We start from the raw sequence: 17,416 nt of genomic DNA, 5'->3' as shown, positions 1-17,416 counted from the left end.
CCTCAATCGCGAAAATTTTGAGTGGGTCTTGTTCTGTAGATTTACTACATCTCGCCACTCAAACATTCCTGGTAAATCATCAGTTGTCAGCTTGTCAAGCTGACAGCAACTCGCTCTTCCATTCCACATACTCTTTGAAACACATGGCCGTGCACAAACAAAGTCTCTTGGTATTCACTACGTTGCTAATAGCAGGATTCGCTGTCACAGCGCCGCAAATAGCGCTCTCAGCAGAAACAGTCGTTCAAGTCAACCCTCAAAATGATTCAAATTTAGATGCTCTGCTGCGACAAGGGCGCGAGTTTGTAGATGTAGGAGACTACAGTAGCGCGATCGCCATTTATCAGGAAGCTGCGCGTTTAGATACGGAAAACCCGCGCATTTTTTCTGGTATTGGCTATTTAGAAGCGCGTCAAGGCAACTATGAAGCCTCAGTAGAATTTTACCAACAAGCGATCGGTCTGGAACCGAACAATGCGGACTTCCAATACGCATTAGGATATGCTATGGCGAATTTACAAAACTACCCCGCAGCCGCCACAGCTTATCGCCGCGCCGCTGCGCTCGATCGCAAAAATGTCAATGCCCGCATCGGTCTGGGAGTGGTACTCTTTCAGCAAAAAGATTACAGCGGTTCTTTTAAAGCATACCAAGAGGCGATCGCCCTCGATCCAAAAAGTTGGCAAGCTTATTCTTCAATGGGTTTAGTATTGATCCAGCAGGGAAGTTTTGCCAGTGCTGTCACCGTGCTCCAACAAGCAGCCGAACTCGCTCCCAAACAAGCAGGTGTCCAGTTAAAATTAGGCACTGCTTTGCTGCGGGCAGGCTATACTTCCGAAGGGCTAGCAGCTTTTGAAGAAGCTGCAAAATTGGAGCCCCGGAATCCAGAAGTGCAGCTAGAAATTGGCGAACTTCTCCAGGATCAAAACGACTTCGACGGAGCGCTTATAGCTTATCAGCGGGCTATTGCGGTACGACCGAATTTAGTGGAAGCACACGCAGGAATCGGGGAAATTCAACTGAAAAAACAAGATTTTTTAGGAGCAATTACCACTTTTAGGCGAGTGATTGGACTCGATCCAAACCGGGCAGAAGCTTATTACAATATGGGTACGGCACTCAAAGCGCGCGCTCGCAAATCCGAAGCAATTGAAGCTTTTAAACAAGCCCTCGACACTTACCGCCAGCAAGGCAACAATGATGGTGTACAAAAAGCTGAGGCTGCGCTCCAGCAACTAAAGTAATATGTCTCAATGTACTAATAGGTAATTGGCTAGCAGTTTTGAGTGTGGAGTAAGTATTTTTCCTAGGGCTTAACTCCTTCCACTCCCCGTCTTGCAAGGAAAAAAGCAATCTCAAAACTGTTTCTCTTCCCTATTCCCAATGCCCCCTTTCCTCTTCCTTCTTCCTTCTTACTTCCTTTGCGTAAATTGTTTAATTTAACGCAGATAAATTTGCCTAAATATAGTACAATATTGGCGCAATTGGAGAAGGGTGAGTGCTCGGTAAGTTTAAGCAGAAATCAGGGCGATCGCACAACAGGATTTTGTCAAAGCTCCCTCTTTTGTAATATGCTAAAAGGGCTTACTGACAATGAATCTATTTCTATTGGTAGAGACAGCCAACTTGTTAACATTTGTAAAATAAGCAAAATATCCTCTCCCTAGAACTTCATCTATGCAAACGTATGATGTCATTATCATAGGCGCAGGTCACAACGGACTCGTCTGTGCATCTTATCTGCTGAAAGCTGGATATACCGTCCTGTTGTTAGAAAAACGTTCGGTTCCCGGGGGCGCAGCAACTACTGAAGCGGCCATTCCCGAATTACCGGATTTTAAATTCAATATGTGCGCGATCGACCACGAGTTTATCCATTTAGGGCCAGTTGTAGAAGAATTAGAACTGGAAAAATACGGTTTAGAATATCTTTTCTGCGATCCAGTGGCTTTTTGTCCGCATCCCGACGGTAAATATTTCTTAGCGCACAAATCCGTTGAAAAAACTTGTGCTGAAATTGCCCGCTACAACGAGCGCGACGCTAAAAAATATGCCGAATATACAGACTTTTGGCAGCGGGCTTTAGGGGCAATGGTTCCGATGTTTAATGCGCCACCAAAATCGATCGTAGATATTCTGGGAAACTACGATATTTCAAAAATCAAAGATTTATTGTCAGTCATCGGTTCACCCGACAAAACGCTGGACTTTGTTCGCACGATGCTCACCAGCGCTGAAGACCTTCTCAACGAGTGGTTTGACGAGGAATTTATCAAAGCACCCCTAGCAAGATTCGCCGCAGAACTAGGCGCGCCTCCTTCGCAAAAAACCCTTGCTGTAGGCGCAATTATGCTGGCAATGAGACACAATCCCGGCATGGCAAGACCGCGCGGTGGGACGGGTGCATTAGTGCAAGCGCTGCTCAATTTAGTGAAAAGTTATTCCGGTGTGGTACTTACCGACCAGCACGTCGAGAAAATATTAGTTGATGATGGTCGCGCTGTGGGAGTTCGAGTTGCCAACGGCACGGAATACCGTGCGACAAAAGGTGTCATTTCTAATATTGATGCTAAGCGCTTGTTTCTGCACTTAATGGACTCCAGCGATGTTGACAGTGCCGACCCGGATTTGCGGGAAAGATTGGAGCGCAAAATTGTTAACAACAACGAGACTATTCTCAAAATAGACTTAGCTCTCAATGAAATGCCCAAGTTCGATCGCTGGAATCATCGGGACGAATATTTAATTGGTTCGGTTTTAATTGCAGACTCGGTAAAACACGTTGAAATTGCTCACAGCGAGCCTTCAATCGGCAGAATTCCCGACTCTGATCCATCGATGTATGTAGTGTTTCCGACGGTACTAGACCCGTCAATGGCTCCCCCCGGACATCATACGGCTTGGATTGAATTTTTTGCTCCTTACCAGATCGAAAATGCTGAAGGAACCGGCCAGCACGGTACGGGTTGGACGGATGAGCTCAAAAACAAAGTTGCCGATCGCTGCATCGATAAATTAGCAGAATACGCGCCAAATATCAAAAATTCAATTATAGGGCGCCACGTGGAAAGTCCGGCAGAATTGGGAGAGCGTTTGGGGGCTTTGAAAGGGAATTATTATCACGTTGATATGACGCTAGATCAGATGATATTTTTCCGTCCTTTGCCGGAGTTGGCGAATTACAAAACGCCGATCGACGGTTTGTTCCTCACGGGGGCGGGAACGCATCCGGGTGGCTCAATTTCGGGGATGCCGGGACGCAATACCGCTCGCGTTTTCATGCACTCGCAGCAGCCTTTCGCGCAGACTTTAGCAGATGCGGCTAATACTCTGAAAGCGAAGGGGAAGTCGGTATTTCGGAGTAATGAGAAGTAAGATTTTTAGCAACCGCAGATGAGGGCAGATAGACGCAGATGAATCACATCTGCGTTTGTTTGTTTGTATTGATTTATCTGTTGGCAAGTGCGATAATTTTTTCTGGTTGATTCCCTGTGAAGGGAAAACGATTTGCGAGCGCTATTAATACCATTTAGTCCTGGACGCATAAATACCAAAGAAACCGGGTTTTTACCAGTTTTAAAGGTCTGGATACAGTATTTTCGCAAAAACCCGGTTTCTGACCACCCCTGCGTCCAGGACTACCCTTTTTAAATCTGGTGCATCTTTCGCGAGCGCTGGCGGTGGTTCACGTTCCCTCTAATCTGTTAAAATATTTTTGCATCCGAGAGCATATTCCATTGATAAAATTCTCAATTCTCAATATTAGAAGAACAAGTTAACGCGGAAGGCATTTTTAAACTTAGTGTCGCAGCCAAACCTCTAATGAAAGCAGAACAGGCAAGTCCCTGGTAGAAGTCGCTCCCCATCGGCATATCAGGGCGATAGCCACCGATCCCCACCATCTCGCATTCTCCTCAATTCATACTTTATGCGGATGAAAACGCCGGCCCCAAGTTGAGAGACTGAGAAGTGGCGTTACCCTTTTTTTAGCGATGGCAAACCGAGTTTTGATTGTCGGCGGCCGAGGACGAATTGGCAGCAGTGTTGCCCAAGACCTTGTTACCCATACCGACGCAGAAATTACCGTTACCGGACGCAACTCTGAAGCCTCTATTGGGCCGGGATTGCCGCCGGATCGGGTGCAGTACCAAACTTTTGATTTAGCGGACAGTGCAGCCCTGCAAAAAGCTGTTTCAGAGTCTAATCTTGTGGTTCACTGTGCGGGGCCTTTTCACTACCGAGACGCTAGTGTACTGAAAACTTGCATAGAAGCAGGTGTTAATTATACTGATGTCAGCGACAGCCGCAGTTTTACTCGCAGAGCTTTAGACTTGCGCGAAACAGCTAAAAATGCTGGAATTACTGCTATTATTAACACGGGGATTTTTCCCGGTGTGTCTAATAGCATGGTGCGGCGAGATGTGGAGCAATTAGATGAAGCAGAAAACATCCATTTGAGTTATGTTGTCGGAGGTTCTGGCGGTGCTGGCGTTACCGTCATGAGAACCACTTTTTTAGGTTTGCAAACTCCTTTTGACGTTTGGGCCGATCGCAAGTGGCAGCAAGTAAAACCCTACAGCGATCGCGAAACAATTGAATTTCCCGCACCCTACGGCAACACAGGCGTTTACTGGTTCGATATGCCGGAAGCAATCACTTTGCCCGAAACTTTCCCCGTCAAATCAGTTGTGACTAAATTCGGTACGTCTCCCGACCTTTACAATCACCTTACCTGGTTTGTTGCCAAGTATTGGCCCGCTAGCTGGCTCAAAAATAACTCTGTGATTGAATTTCTCTCCTACGTCAGTTATGGGATGACCAGTGTTAGTAATAGTTTTAGTGGGGTTGGTGTGGCCGTGCGATCGCAAGTGACCGGTCTCAAAAACGGTCAACCCGCTAAAGTTTGCTCGACAGCGATACACCCTAGTGCAGCAGTCGCTACGGGCCTCGGTACTGGCAGCATAGCTCAATTAATGTTAGAAGGAAAACTGGAAAAACCGGGCGTTTGGTCGGTCGAACAAGCTCTTTCTACTGAGCTATTTGAACGAGCTATGCAGAACAGAAAACTAGACATAGAGCAGGTTGTTTTGTAGTTAGTTAGGTTATTTATAGCAATTTAAAATCTTGGAAAATAGGATTTTTGCCAGAACTGCGAAGACGCGAAAGACGCGCCTAAAAAGAAGAGTCAGGGGCTTCTTAATTGATGGGAAAACCCCTAGATAGGGTTCCTCGCAGGAATTGCGATCGCCCCTGATAGGAGATGAGTTCCGCTTGTATAACTAATCTATCTTTTGGTAGAAGTAATAATAACAAGCAGGCGCTTAAGATATGGGATGTCACGGGAAACATCCCTTTTGGCTCGCTCTAGATGCGGTAGCTGCGACACAGATTGCGATTGAACCAAGGTTGTCAATGTGCGATCGCAGTGAAGGGGCGACAAACACCATAATTTTTGCGGAAAAATACGAGGAGAAGTTGATATGAAGCGGGTTTTAAAAGCTCTAGGACAAACATTGAGCCAAAGCATTTTGCTGGTATGTACCCTGGCGTTCATTGGTCTGCTAAGTCTAGCGATCGTACCCAGTCAGGCTGCTTACGCAGGTCAAGACAGAACTCAGGCGCAGCCAGAAGCTAAAATTACTGACCCCGCAGAAAGTTTCGAGGATCTCAATCCCCAAGCAGCTTACGAAGAAATAGTCAAAACCTCTCAAAATCCTGCAACGGTCGAGAAAGCTTACGACGAAAGCTTAAAGGAGTACAAGGGAGAACACCCGCAAGAAGGCATAGTTCAAAAAGCTGAAGAGTTGATCGAAAAGGTAACTGGCAACTAATAAATCAAGAGATTTATATCTAACTCAAGTTGCTGGTAAATAAACAGCTTCAGTGAATAAACAAGGGAGCCGAGTTTAGAACTCACTTGAACATCACGATCTAGGGTGCGCCGAGGCGCACCTTATCCCTTGAGAGTAGCGTGTAAAACTCGTTTTTGAGTCGAGAAGTATTTGATCGTTTCCTTCCTTTTGAAGCTAGCAGCTTCATCCTTAAGGCAGATGAATAGATATGAATTTAAAAGGTAAATTTAATCATAGTTACAGTTAGATAAAAGGAAAAAATATCATGAGCGATGACAAAAAAACGGTACATGAACCTGATGCTAACCTAGATCCGCTTTCGGGGGAAACCGGGGCTCATCCAGTCGCAACGGGTATTGGTGCGGCGAGTGCCGGTGCTGCGGGTGCTGCGATCGGCGGTGCCATCGGCGGGCCTGTAGGAGCAGTTGTCGGCGCTGTTGTGGGTGCCTTTGGCGGCGGTTTGGCGGGCAAAGGTGTGGGCGAGGCGATCGACCCCACGGTAGAAGATGCTTACTGGCAAAGCAACTACAGTTCCCGTCCTTACGTGGACACGAGCGCGACTTACGAAGACTATCAGCCTGCATACCGCACGGGTTATGAGGGATACACCCGCTATGGCGCTACTGGTAAGAAATACGACGAGATCGAACCGGATTTGCAGCGCGACTACGAAACAAATCGCGGTAAGTCTAATGTGACTTGGGAAAAAGCTAAGCACGCCACGCGCGACGCTTGGGATCGGGTGGAACGGGCTGTTCCTGGCGATATTGACAAAGACGGCCGCTAAGGGCTTACGCCAAGTATTTCTCAGTCTTGGAGACACACAAACTCAAGCATTCCGGTGATTTTTAGCCGGGTACCGGAATCGAGGGAAGTGTTTGATAAAAAAACCCGGCTGCGTTTTGGACTGTTGTTGATAGGTAACACAGTTTTTAACGCGAGTTTAGCGAAGTTTTTGGGGATTTTCAGCCCCTCTCTACATCGGAGAGGGTATTTTTATGCTCCCTTAAAATTGCATTTTTCAGGACGATTTTTCTTTCACAGGGCTGTTCGCTGTGAGAACTCGCTATAGACGTAGAGCCTTTGCTGTGCGTGAGTTTAGCACTCCTAAAAAATGCTTTTTACAAAATCGGGATGCTTCCGTTTGAGATTAACATTTTTTTTTGACTATTAGCCTTAAAATTAAACTTATTCAGGACTGAGGCATCGATTGCATATTTCTGTCATTGTTCGCGATGCGCTTTCTTCAATCGCAGCCGGATCGTAAAGCGTCGGTGGCTTCAATTCCGATAATTGTTAACCTAAATCCTCTCATTCAAAATTGGTATTACTTGTGGATGAAATGTTGGAAAGAGCTTGGACACTCAAGCAAAATTTAATTGACTTTGTGCTGGATGCTGAGGGAGAGTTGGCGGTAGCTTTGGAAGCTTATGCAGCAGCTCGATCGACCGGCGAGCGCTACGATATTGCTCAGCAAAATCAAGTGATTGACAGTTTTACTATCGAAGGTAAAGTCGGAGAGAAAACGCCGATCGACTTATTTGTCGAAAGTCAGCCGGATTTAACCGAGAGCGATCGTAGCTTGCTCGAAAGTTGGGAGCACAGAAGCTTCACTGGCTTATTTGAAATCACTCAACTTTCCCCCGACAGGTTTGAACTGATGAACTGGCTGACGGCTAAGCACTACGTTGTCAAGCCCAACAGTCCTAATTTTCTTGCAGAAATGTCTCGCTTTAAGTTAGGAGAAATCTTGCTGGCTCGGATTTCTCCCCTTACCGATGACTGGTGGATACTTTCGAGCTCTCCCATCCCGAAGGGGAAATTGGGTAAGCCGAAGTTGGCGGTGGCGATCGGTAATTTCAAGCAAAATCACAAAAATAACCTATACAGCGATGCCCCGGAATTGTTAGAGCAAGCTTGGCAGTCAGTAGAAAAGTACCATGAAGATTTTACCGAATTTTTTGGCAGTGAGGAATTGACGCTATCGGGATATCACCTGAATAAACAGTTGGCTGAATTTCAGGAATTTATCACTAAAAAACGCCTAGCTGATATGGGCGTTGATGGAAGTAAATCTCTGGCGGATATCGTTGAAGATGCCGGAGTCGATCGAGAAGAAGTCAAAGCAGCAGCCATCGCCGCTGCAGGTGCTGATGCTAAAGCAGTTGAGGTAATGCTCGACAGCAATGCTAGTGCAAAAATGGTAATGCCGAAAGTCGAATTGCCCGATCGCTTCAAGAAAGCCGAACAGGTGAGTGCACTTTCTCATCCTCGCTGGGGACAAACCTTTTTGTCTACTTACGCTCAATTTACTGCACTGCTAGCAGCCGAAGACTTTTCAACCGTTCCCGGTTACGAAAAGCTGGTGCGTAACTATCTCGAAGATCCTGCAATTAATGTCTGGATTTGGCAACGGTTAGCTAAAGTTAATCCAGCGAAATTAGAACAAATTTTGCAAACTGTATTGCAGCGGACTAATTTTCAGATCGATCGCGATTTAGATGCCCTGCTGCAAGAGTTTAAAAAACCCTTAGAACCCGAACTCCCGGAAATTGCCAGCGTTCCCCTGCACCTGCACAACTTATTTCAGGAAGCTTTAGGCGAAGTTAATAAGTCAAAATCCAAGCCACAGGAGAAAAAGAAAAGCTCTAAGGGCTTTAAATCCTGATTTTAGGAACAGGCCGAAAAGCCTGTTCCTAATCTGCCTACTGGCATCACAATCTCTGCACTTCACCGTAAAATTACTTACTCTATCCCATCTAAAATTTCAACTCTAAAATCGATTGACCGAAGTTGAAAAACCCGGAATATTAGTGCGATCGTCCCGCTCGCGAGTTGCAGTGCGAGCGCCCCCGCTCGCGCTGCAACTCGAAAAATTATGATTCCGATGAAGCGCGGAAACGATATCAGTCCTGTTTAATTCAAACTTTAAAAATCACAACTATTTTCAGTAATATAACTGAACTCAATATTTTTTTGTTCGCTCAAACTTGGTGGAATTATCCATCTGTGTCAGCGCCGAGGGATTGGCATCGAAATTAAAACTCTACCGCTAAACTTCAAGATTTATTTCTTTTGACACTTGACTCAAACAAGGTGTTATGATGGGAAATATAAAAAAATAGTCTTCATAAGTTTGAGCGCTGACTACAATGATGCAAAATCTATTGAAACACGTGCGGGAATTGCAGGGACATATTGAGCAACTACCTGTAGATAAACAGGCGATTTTAACAAGCACTTTCGAGCATTTGTCCGCATCTTTACAAGAATTGGCTGCAGAGTTTCAGTCGCTTTTGTTGTCTAAACAATCCCAAGTCAAGTTAGAAAGAATTAACAGCAATTTAGAGATTAAAGTTGCCCAGCAAGCTGCTACTATCAGACATTTAGAGCAGCAGTTAGAGCAAAGCCAGATGCTGTACAAAAGGGTGACTCAGGCACTGACAAAAGGGGAATCCCGACTGCAAAGTCTCCTGCGAAATTCTTCCGATTTGATGACAATTCTCGAAGCAGACGGACGCATCCGAGACCAAAATTCGATCGCAGCAGAGCGGATGTTAGGCTACAATCTCGAACAAAGAATTGGCGAATTCCAAGACGATTTGATCCACCCAGACGATCTACCTGTTTGGCAAGCATATTTGGCAAAATTACTCAAACAGCCAGGGATTGCACCGCCTGTAGAATATCGGAAACGGCACGCTAACGGTTCTTGGGTGTATTTAGAAGTCATTGGTAACAATTTACTCCACGATTCCAGCATCAACGGCATAGTCATCAATTCCCGCGATATCACAGAGCGCAAGTTCTCAGAAGCAGCTTTGGAAAAATCGCAAAAGCAAATCGTTAATATCTTAGAAAAAATCACAGACGGCTTTTATGTGCTCAACCGCCAGTGGCAGTTTACCTACCTCAACGCGAAAGCAGAGCAGTGCTGGCAAAGAGGGCGTCAAGAACTTATAGGTAAAAATATTTGGGATGAGTTTCCTGATACAGCCGACACGATTTTTTTCAAGCAGTTTTACAGAGCGGTATCTGAGAACGTTAATGTTAAATTTGAAGGATATTACCCGCAGCTAAATATTTGGTTTGAAGTCGAGGCTTATCCCTCGGAAGAAGGTTTGTCGGTGTTTTTTCAAAATATAACCGATCGCAAAAATGCAGAAAACGCACTGCGAGCATCAGAATCGCGCTACCGTATTCTCTCGCAAATGACTTCAGATTTTGCCTATTCTTTTAAAGTATTGCCTGACAATACCTGGGCCTGCGAATGGATGACTGAAGCTTTTACTAAAATTACGGGTTATACTCCCAAAGAAATCGCAACTTCCGGCGGTTTACAATTCGACTGCATTCATCCCGACGACCTAGAAATGCTGCTGGAACAAATGCAGCTTCGTTCATCTAGCCGCAAGGAAGTAAGCGAGTATCGAATTGTCACCAAATCCGGTGAAATCCGGTGGCTGTGGGATTGTCGGCAAGTTGTGTGGGATGAAGTCGAGAACCGCGCTGTCGGCATTTATGGTGCTTGTCAGGACATCACACAACACAAGCTGGTAGAGGCTAAATTGTGCGAAACCAATCAAGTTTTACAAGGCTTAATTAAAGCTTTGCCGCTGGCAGTTGTCGGGGTTGATAGTAATGCTTTGGTGACGGTGTGGAATTCTGCGGCGGAGCGAGTTTTTGGCTGGAAGGAGTCTGAGGTTGTGGGGGAGCTTTTGCCGATCGTCCCTAGCGATGAAAACGTAAATTTTTATGCGATGTTTCAGTCAGAATTGGCAGGGGAAGCGCAAGTTGCTAGGGAATGTCGGCGGCGGCGGAAAGACGGTTCATCAATTGATGTCTGTATTTGGACTGCACCGATGCGAGATTCTGAGGGCTTGACTTCTGGCACTATCAAGATAGTTTCTCAGATTTCAGAAGCAAACGGAATGGAGGAAAATATGGGCTGGTTGCAATCCCGCAGAGATCGACTAGAACCATTTTGGGCGCGTTATGTCAAGCTTCCTGCGGGAATTAAAAATTTACAAACAACCTGAAACCAAAGTCTTGTGGGGTGGGCACTCTTAGCCCGCCCCAAAAATACAATTTAGATGCGGGACACCTTAGCTTCACGTTTTTTAATCTTCGACTTGCCGAACAGCCATGCGTTGCAGTGGCAGACTGAGTATGCTGGAAACTGTCAACAAGTAAGATAGAACCGTGGTCAGCTTCAGACTTGCCAACAACCAGTTGTCCTCCGGCAGAGGCATCTTTAGGGCAAAGACAGACATGGAGTAGACTATTGAGTAAACAAAACTCATCTTAATTAGGATTTCTTCGCTTAAAGTGCGATCGTCCCTTGGCTGCGATTTGCGATCGCTCAGCAAAATTAGACCCGCAATAGAAGCCACACAAGAAACCATAACGAGATAGTCATGCCAGTTAAGCTCAACCATTTTCAAACTTCCTTGATATCCTAATTTTTAGAATCTGACATCAGTCTAAAGGATAAGTTTTCCCAGTCAAAACAATAGTTACAAATTGACACAGCGGTAGTTACAAATCTCAATGAAAAATAATCGCGATCGGCAGCCACAGACTCGTTTAGTCAGCCGCCAAGGACAATTCCCCTTAAATATTGTCAAGTTGGGAGTACCTCGCCTGCATTTTGCCGACCTCTACCACAGGCTGCTAACTCTTTCTTGGCCTCGATTTTTCATCCTGATTTGTCTCTCCTATACAGTCGCGAATTCTTTATTTGCCTTAGCTTACTTGGCGGGAGGAGATTGCATTGCTAACGCGCGGCCGGGTTCTTTCCCAGATGCCTTTTATTTCAGCATCCAAACAATGGCGACGATCGGCTACGGCGCCATGTATCCGCGCACGGATTACGCTAATACTATAGTTGCGATCCAAGCGCTTTTTGGTTTGTGGGGAGTAGCAATGGTGACGGGACTGGCTTTTTCGAGATTTTCTCGACCAACAGCCAGAGTTATCTTCAGCCGCGTAGCTGTAATCGCTCCTTTCAACGGCGTTCCGACTCTGATGTACCGCACTGCAAATCAGCGTTTTAACCAGATTTTAGAAGCGCAGCAGCGAGCTACTTTGATCCGTGACGAGGTAACAGCGGAAGGAGAATTTATGCGGCGTTTTTACGATTTGCAATTGGTGCGAAGTCACTCTCCGATTTTTGCATTAACTTGGACGGTTATGCACGCAATTGATGAGAACAGTCCTTTGTACCAACTTACTGCAAAAGACTTGATGGAACAGCAAGCAGAAATTGTAATTACGTTAACAGGAATTGACGAAACTGTTTCGCAAACTATTCATGCGCGACATTCTTTTGTGGCGTCTGAAATTATGTGGAATATGCGGTTTGTAGATATTCTTTTGAAATCGGCGACGGGAGGGCGGGTGGTTGATTATACTCGGTTTCACGATGTGAAGCCTGTTGAATGAAAGTTTTGATTTAGCCACCAGTGCTAGAATACCTGTATGGCCAAAAAAAGTTAATATTTATGAACTCAATAACTGCAAATACGACACTGAAAGAATTGCAAGCGCAACTCTTAGCTTTAACTCCCGAAGAGAAGGCTCAAGCTATAGAATTACTAGCCCAAAGTTTAAGAAAATTTTGGTCTGGAATTCAAAAGACTCCCGGCGTGTGCGGCGGCGATGCTTGCATCAGACAAACGCGAATTCCTGTTTGGGTACTGGTGAATGCTCGCGGTTTAGGTATTTCTGAGGCTGAACTCCTAGAAGACTATCCGACTCTGCGTGCCGCTGATTTGGCGAATGCTTGGGCTTATGCTGAGGCATATTCTGATGAGATTGAAACAGCAATTCAAGAACAGGAAGAGGCATAAACAGTGGCAGATATTTATAGCGCGATCGCACAAAGCATTAAAAATGAAATATTTTACCATTTTAAATCAGCCTTTTATGAACGGGCAAGATGCCCGTTCCACAAGAAATTCATTCTTTGTGGAACGGGCATCTTGCCCGTTCTTGAAAATGGTACAACATCTCAGTTAACATAAACAAAATACTCCTCGTACTATGCGAATAATTCATACTGCTGACTGGCATTTAGGGCGACGTTTTCGAGGGATCGATCGCACTTTTGAAATTGCGATCGCCCTCGAACAGATTTTGAAGCAAGCAAAAGCATTGGATGTCGATGCTGTGCTCGTTGCGGGCGACATTTTCGACGTGCCCAACCCTCCCGCTTACGCCGAACGCATTGCTTATAACTTTTTCTGCGAACTCCAAGCGGCAGGAATTCCCGCAATTGCGATCGCCGGTAATCACGATTCGGCATCCCGCATCGACAGCATCGCGCAATTGCTTTCCCTCGCCGGTGTTCGCGCTTTAGGCAAACCCAGGCTTTCCGCCGACGGCGGCACAATTACTCTCAATACAAAAAGCGGTAAACTTTGTGTGGGCGCGATGCCTTTTGCTTCCGAACAAAGACTGTTAGATGCTAATTCTCTCTGGCAGTCTGGCGATGCCGATCGCCGAAAAGATTACCGCGAAATTGTAGCATATTTACTCGAAGATTTAACCAGAGAGTTTAGAGACAATACTGTCAATATTCTCATGGGACATATGAGCATTGACGGCGCTCGATTGGCAAAATCCGAAGTCGCTTATTACACGCGAGAAAAATACCTCCTATCATCGCAAACTCTGCCCCCGGAAGCTCAATATGTTGCCCTCGGACACATCCACATTCACCAGCGAATTTCTGAGACTTCTCCCGCTTATTATTCCGGTTCTTTGATTCAGTTAGATTTTGGAGAAGCGGAACAGGAAAAAGGATTTTGCTTGATAGAAGTTGAGCCGGGAAGTCAGGCAAAGGTGGAATTTAAGCCTGTGGCTTGCCACAAGCCGTTAAAAGTGCTTAAATGTCATAACGACAATCTCGATGAAACTTTACAAGCTCATCAGTACCATCCGGGTTTCTTGAAAGTAATTGTCGAACTGGACAGTCCGCAAATCGGACTTGCCGATCGAGTGCGCCAAATCTGTTCTCAAGCGCTGTTAATTGAACCGCGCTATCCAGATGCAGCGCTAGAACCAACAGAAATAACTACTATCGATCCCAATAATTTCGATCCGGCAGCCGAGTTTTGCAACTATTATCAAAACCGATTGGGAACGACACCTAAATCGGCAGTATTGGAGGAATTTAAAAATTTGTACAAGAAGTTTAAGGAAACAGTTAATAATTAAATGCGTAAAAAGATACAATCCAAAATCCAAAATCTCAAATTTCAAATAGTTTTAAGACTGAAACCCACGCTAAATGTCGCTTGTAGTCGAGTCTAGAACCCCCTAAATCCCCCTTAAGAAGGGGGACTTGGATAATACTCTTGTTCCCCCCTTATTAAGGGGGTTAGGGGGGATCGGGAAGACTGTAGAAGGAAGACACTAGACCGGAATATAACAATCTAAAACCCCAAATCTAAAATCTAAAATCAGTATGCGTCCACTCGAACTTATTCTCGAAGGATTTACCAGCTTCCACCGCGAACAGCGTTTAGATTTTTCTCAACTCGATTTGTTTGCCATTACTGGTGCTACAGGTGCGGGCAAATCTTCACTGCTAGATGCCATGACTTACGCTCTTTTTGGCACTACTACTCGCAGCGGCAAACAAGTAAGTGATTTGGCGAGCCAAGGTAGCGAAAATTTAAAAGTGCAGTTGCGTTTTGCTGTGGGTTCGGCACAGTACCGGGTGACGAGACGGTGGCGTTTCCGTCCGAAATCTCCCGAAAATAAGGTGATTTTGGACAACTGGCAAAATGGCCAATGGGAAACTTTGGGGACGAGTATCGTTGCTGTTCAAAATACCATTGAACAGATTTTAGGAATGGATTTTGATACTTTTACGCGCGCAATTGTTCTGCCTCAAGGCAAGTTTGATGAGTTTATTAAAGGGGATACTTCAAAACGCCGGGAAATTTTGCGGCAGCTAGCAGGATTTGAGATTTTTGAGCAGATGCGGAAGGAAACAAATGAACTCGCAAAGTTGCTGAAACAGGAACGGGAAATGGTGGAAAGGCAGCTAGCGGATTTGAGTGCGCCGACGGCGGATGAGGTGGATCAAAGACGATCGCAACTTTTGATTTTAGAGCAACAGTTGCCTGAGTTCGATCGCGCTGTTATGAAAGCTCAGAAGGCTCTAGATGAAGAGGAACAGCTATTTTCGCAAATCGCTCGCTGGCAAGAGTTACAACAACAACTGGCTAAATTAAATGCTAATTCTGCTGAGGTTGCAATTTTAGCACAGCGTTTAGAAAGAGCGCAAGCTGCCAATCATTTACAGGGAGATTGGGCTTTAGTGCGATCGGCTCGCCGTCAGTATGAAACTGCCGAAAGTGCCTCCGTGGCCGCGCGAAAGCAGTTAATTAAAGCTCGCTCTGAGCTGGCAGTAGAGCAGCAGCAACTTGACGCGGCCAAAGCCAAAGAAGAGGTGCTAGCGCCACAAATTAAGGCTCGCGAAGATGCTCTAGCTGCTGCTAAAGTATATGAAGAACAGCGCGCTCAATTAGAAAAAGAAGTTGCGCTTGCCCAAAAAATTCAACAGGAAAAACTGCGCTTTTTTATGGCAGCAGATAAAGACCTGCAAGCTGCTAACACTAAAATTCAAGGCGCTGGTTTTCGAGTTACTCAAGCAGCGGCACAACTCGAACAGTATGCGCCGGGAGGAAAGCGTTTAGAGCAATTGCAGCAAATTTCACCCTTATTGATGGAATTGCAGCTAATTACCAAGCAGCAAAAGACTCAGCAAGAACAGTTGGATAAATCTCTGGCAGATCGGGAAAAAGCTCAACAAAATTATGTGAAGGCTACCACTAATTTAGAAGCCATTGAACTCAGGCTAAAAGAGTGCGATCGCGAGTTAGAAGCGGCCCAAACCGCTAATGCGGAAGCGGCACGTTTAGAGAGTGTTGCTGCTGTCAGAATGTCGCTGAATTCTGGCGATACTTGCCCGGTGTGCGGGGGGGTGCATCCTGAGAGCGATCGGCTCCCTCCTTTGCCAGATTCTAATATTGTCGATGTCGCTGATTTGCGGCAGAAATTGGCGGGGGCAAATCAGCTTTTTCAAGATGCTCAAAGGTTGGCTGCTGAGGCAAAAAGTACAGCTTCAGCTTGCCAGCAAAAAGAGTCGGAAATTGCTCAAATGCTGGAATTAACTGCGAATAGAGTTGCAGAATTGCAGCAGCAAATCACTCAAGTTCTGGAAAATCCTCAGTGGGAAAGCTTGGGGTTGCAGCAGGAGTTGGCAATCCTTAAAGAGAGCGATCGCCAATACCGGGAAACCGAACAGCAGTTCCAACTGGCATCATTGGAATATGATAATTTTCAGGAAAGATTTAATTTGGCGGTGGCGACTCAAGCAGCTAAACAGCAGGAATATCAAGATGCGATCGCCGAATCAGACCGCCGCCAGCAACAGTTCCAAAGTTGTGTAAATGCGCTTTATCAAATTACCGAATATCAACCTTATGCTAATTTAGCAAAAGTCTTAGAGCAAGACAAGCAAGACTTGGCAAATCTGCTGAAAGTTGCCGAAAAATCCTATCAAACTGCTCAAAATAAGGTTATTCAAGCAGCAGAGAGAGAGCAACAAGCTGGAGAAGCTTTTGGGCAAGCCCAAGCCCAGAAACAGCAGCTAAATCTGGATTGGTCAGCAAAATTAACAGCGGCTGATTTCACAGAAGATACTTTTTTAGCAGCGGTTGCGACAGTTAAGGAACAATCAGAATGGGAAAATGTTATTCGCTCTCACCGCGAATCAAAAATTCAGTTAGAGACGCGGGCGAAAGATTTGAGCGAGGCGATCGCAGGCAGAACTACCGATGAAAATACTTTAGCACAAGTGCGATCCTCTCCGAGGGCTGCGCTAACGGCAAAACATACCGCCCAAGAAAACCTCAAACAAGCCAACAACAACCGCGCCGAACTTTTAGCTTGGATTCAAGTAGCAGCCCAAAATCTCGAACAAGCCGAAAGACTGTCACAGCAAATCACAAACTTCACAGAACAAGAGCAAACTTATCACACCTTAGCGCAGAATCTCAAATCCAACGAATTTCAATCGTACATTTTAGAACATTTAGAAGCAGAATTAGTCGGCAGCGCCACCTTAATTTTGCAAGAATTAACCGAAAATCGCTACAAACTAAAAAACCAAGACGGCGAATACTGGGTAACAGATAATTGGAACGGCGGCGAAGCTAGACGAGTGCGAACCCTTTCCGGTGGCGAAACCTTTGCAACTTCCTTATCAATGGCTTTAGCTTTGTCAGAAAAACTGTCTCAAGGAACTCACTTGGGCAGCTTGTTTCTCGATGAAGGATTTGGTACTTTAGATACGGAAACTCTCGAAAGCGTTACTCAAATTTTAGAATCTTTGCGGCAGCGAGACAGGCTGATTGGAGTGATTACCCACGTTCGAGAATTGGGCGAAAGATTGCCAGCACAAGTTAAAGTGTCTAAATCCCCCCAAGGTTCTAAAATAGAAGTTGAAAGAGTCTAAGTCTCTACTTTTTGCGATATATGGTAGTTTT

Annotated in this window: 12 protein-coding genes; 11 read left to right on the top strand and 1 reads right to left on the bottom strand. The window is 45.5% G+C overall.

Going from position 1 to position 17,416, the window contains the following annotated elements; genetic code table 11:
* Window positions 1–17 precede the first annotated feature (17 nt).
* The 7 genes from QT973_RS02075 to QT973_RS02045 all read left to right on the top strand — a co-directional run bounded on the left by QT973_RS02075 (window position 18) and on the right by QT973_RS02045 (window position 10,891).
* Window positions 18–1,244: a tetratricopeptide repeat protein gene (locus QT973_RS02075; protein WP_333056736.1), complete on the top strand. Its 1,227-nt coding sequence runs from the start codon at window positions 18–20 to the stop codon at window positions 1,242–1,244.
* Window positions 1,245–1,677: 433 nt separating this feature from the next.
* Entirely contained in the window at window positions 1,678–3,375 is a 1,698-nt protein-coding gene (gene crtO, locus QT973_RS02070; protein ID WP_333056737.1) for a beta-carotene ketolase CrtO, read from the top strand.
* Window positions 3,376–3,992: 617 nt separating this feature from the next.
* The gene (locus QT973_RS02065; protein WP_333056740.1) at window positions 3,993–5,093 is read left to right on the top strand and encodes a saccharopine dehydrogenase NADP-binding domain-containing protein; all 1,101 of its coding nucleotides are present in this window, start codon (window positions 3,993–3,995) and stop codon (window positions 5,091–5,093) included.
* 387 nt (window positions 5,094–5,480) lie between these two features.
* Window positions 5,481–5,831: a hypothetical protein gene (locus QT973_RS02060; RefSeq protein WP_333056741.1), complete on the top strand. Its 351-nt coding sequence runs from the start codon at window positions 5,481–5,483 to the stop codon at window positions 5,829–5,831.
* A 286-nt stretch (window positions 5,832–6,117) separates the two neighbouring features.
* Window positions 6,118–6,639: a hypothetical protein gene (locus tag QT973_RS02055; protein ID WP_333056742.1), complete on the top strand. Its 522-nt coding sequence runs from the start codon at window positions 6,118–6,120 to the stop codon at window positions 6,637–6,639.
* Window positions 6,640–7,185: 546 nt separating this feature from the next.
* Window positions 7,186–8,520 carry a hypothetical protein gene (locus QT973_RS02050; protein WP_333056743.1) on the top strand — a complete coding sequence of 445 codons (1,335 nt, stop codon included), beginning with the start codon at window positions 7,186–7,188 and terminating at the stop codon, window positions 8,518–8,520.
* A 484-nt stretch (window positions 8,521–9,004) separates the two neighbouring features.
* Window positions 9,005–10,891, top strand: coding sequence for a PAS domain S-box protein (locus QT973_RS02045; protein WP_333056745.1), 1,887 nt, complete (start codon window positions 9,005–9,007; stop codon window positions 10,889–10,891).
* A gap of 81 nt (window positions 10,892–10,972) precedes the next feature.
* On the opposite strand, the gene QT973_RS02040 is transcribed toward QT973_RS02045, so the two are convergent.
* The gene (locus QT973_RS02040; RefSeq protein ID WP_333056746.1) at window positions 10,973–11,290 is read right to left on the bottom strand and encodes a hypothetical protein; all 318 of its coding nucleotides are present in this window, start codon (window positions 11,288–11,290) and stop codon (window positions 10,973–10,975) included.
* A 112-nt stretch (window positions 11,291–11,402) separates the two neighbouring features.
* On the opposite strand from QT973_RS02040, the gene QT973_RS02035 reads away from it, so the two are divergent.
* From QT973_RS02035 to QT973_RS02020, 4 genes are all read left to right on the top strand, one after another.
* A complete protein-coding gene (locus QT973_RS02035; RefSeq protein WP_333209806.1) occupies window positions 11,403–12,296 on the top strand; it encodes an ion channel in 894 nt (297 codons plus the stop codon).
* A 59-nt stretch (window positions 12,297–12,355) separates the two neighbouring features.
* Window positions 12,356–12,703: a DUF433 domain-containing protein gene (locus QT973_RS02030; RefSeq protein ID WP_333209808.1), complete on the top strand. Its 348-nt coding sequence runs from the start codon at window positions 12,356–12,358 to the stop codon at window positions 12,701–12,703.
* 193 nt (window positions 12,704–12,896) lie between these two features.
* On the top strand, window positions 12,897–14,072 hold the full coding sequence (locus QT973_RS02025; protein ID WP_333056750.1) for an exonuclease SbcCD subunit D: 1,176 nt from the start codon (window positions 12,897–12,899) through the stop codon (window positions 14,070–14,072).
* Between the two features lie 250 nt (window positions 14,073–14,322).
* Complete coding sequence (locus tag QT973_RS02020) at window positions 14,323–17,385, top strand: SMC family ATPase (RefSeq protein WP_333056751.1); 3,063 nt, start codon at window positions 14,323–14,325, stop codon at window positions 17,383–17,385.
* Window positions 17,386–17,416 lie beyond the last annotated feature (31 nt).

It is taken from the genome of Microcoleus sp. Z1_A1, assembly GCF_036700305.1.
Classification (GTDB): Bacteria; Cyanobacteriota; Cyanobacteriia; order Cyanobacteriales; family Microcoleaceae; genus Microcoleus.
This window is presented reverse-complemented; position numbering and strand designations above follow the sequence as displayed.

Coding starts and splice junctions, on each gene's coding strand:
- QT973_RS02055 (WP_333056742.1), top strand. CDS start 6,118: ATGAGCGATGACAAAAAAACGGTACATGAACCTGATGCTAACCTAGAT.
- QT973_RS02020 (WP_333056751.1), top strand. CDS start 14,323: ATGCGTCCACTCGAACTTATTCTCGAAGGATTTACCAGCTTCCACCGC.
- QT973_RS02045 (WP_333056745.1), top strand. CDS start 9,005: ATGATGCAAAATCTATTGAAACACGTGCGGGAATTGCAGGGACATATT.
- QT973_RS02040 (WP_333056746.1), bottom strand. CDS start 11,290: ATGGTTGAGCTTAACTGGCATGACTATCTCGTTATGGTTTCTTGTGTG.
- crtO (WP_333056737.1), top strand. CDS start 1,678: ATGCAAACGTATGATGTCATTATCATAGGCGCAGGTCACAACGGACTC.
- QT973_RS02025 (WP_333056750.1), top strand. CDS start 12,897: ATGCGAATAATTCATACTGCTGACTGGCATTTAGGGCGACGTTTTCGA.
- QT973_RS02060 (WP_333056741.1), top strand. CDS start 5,481: ATGAAGCGGGTTTTAAAAGCTCTAGGACAAACATTGAGCCAAAGCATT.
- QT973_RS02065 (WP_333056740.1), top strand. CDS start 3,993: ATGGCAAACCGAGTTTTGATTGTCGGCGGCCGAGGACGAATTGGCAGC.
- QT973_RS02035 (WP_333209806.1), top strand. CDS start 11,403: ATGAAAAATAATCGCGATCGGCAGCCACAGACTCGTTTAGTCAGCCGC.
- QT973_RS02030 (WP_333209808.1), top strand. CDS start 12,356: ATGAACTCAATAACTGCAAATACGACACTGAAAGAATTGCAAGCGCAA.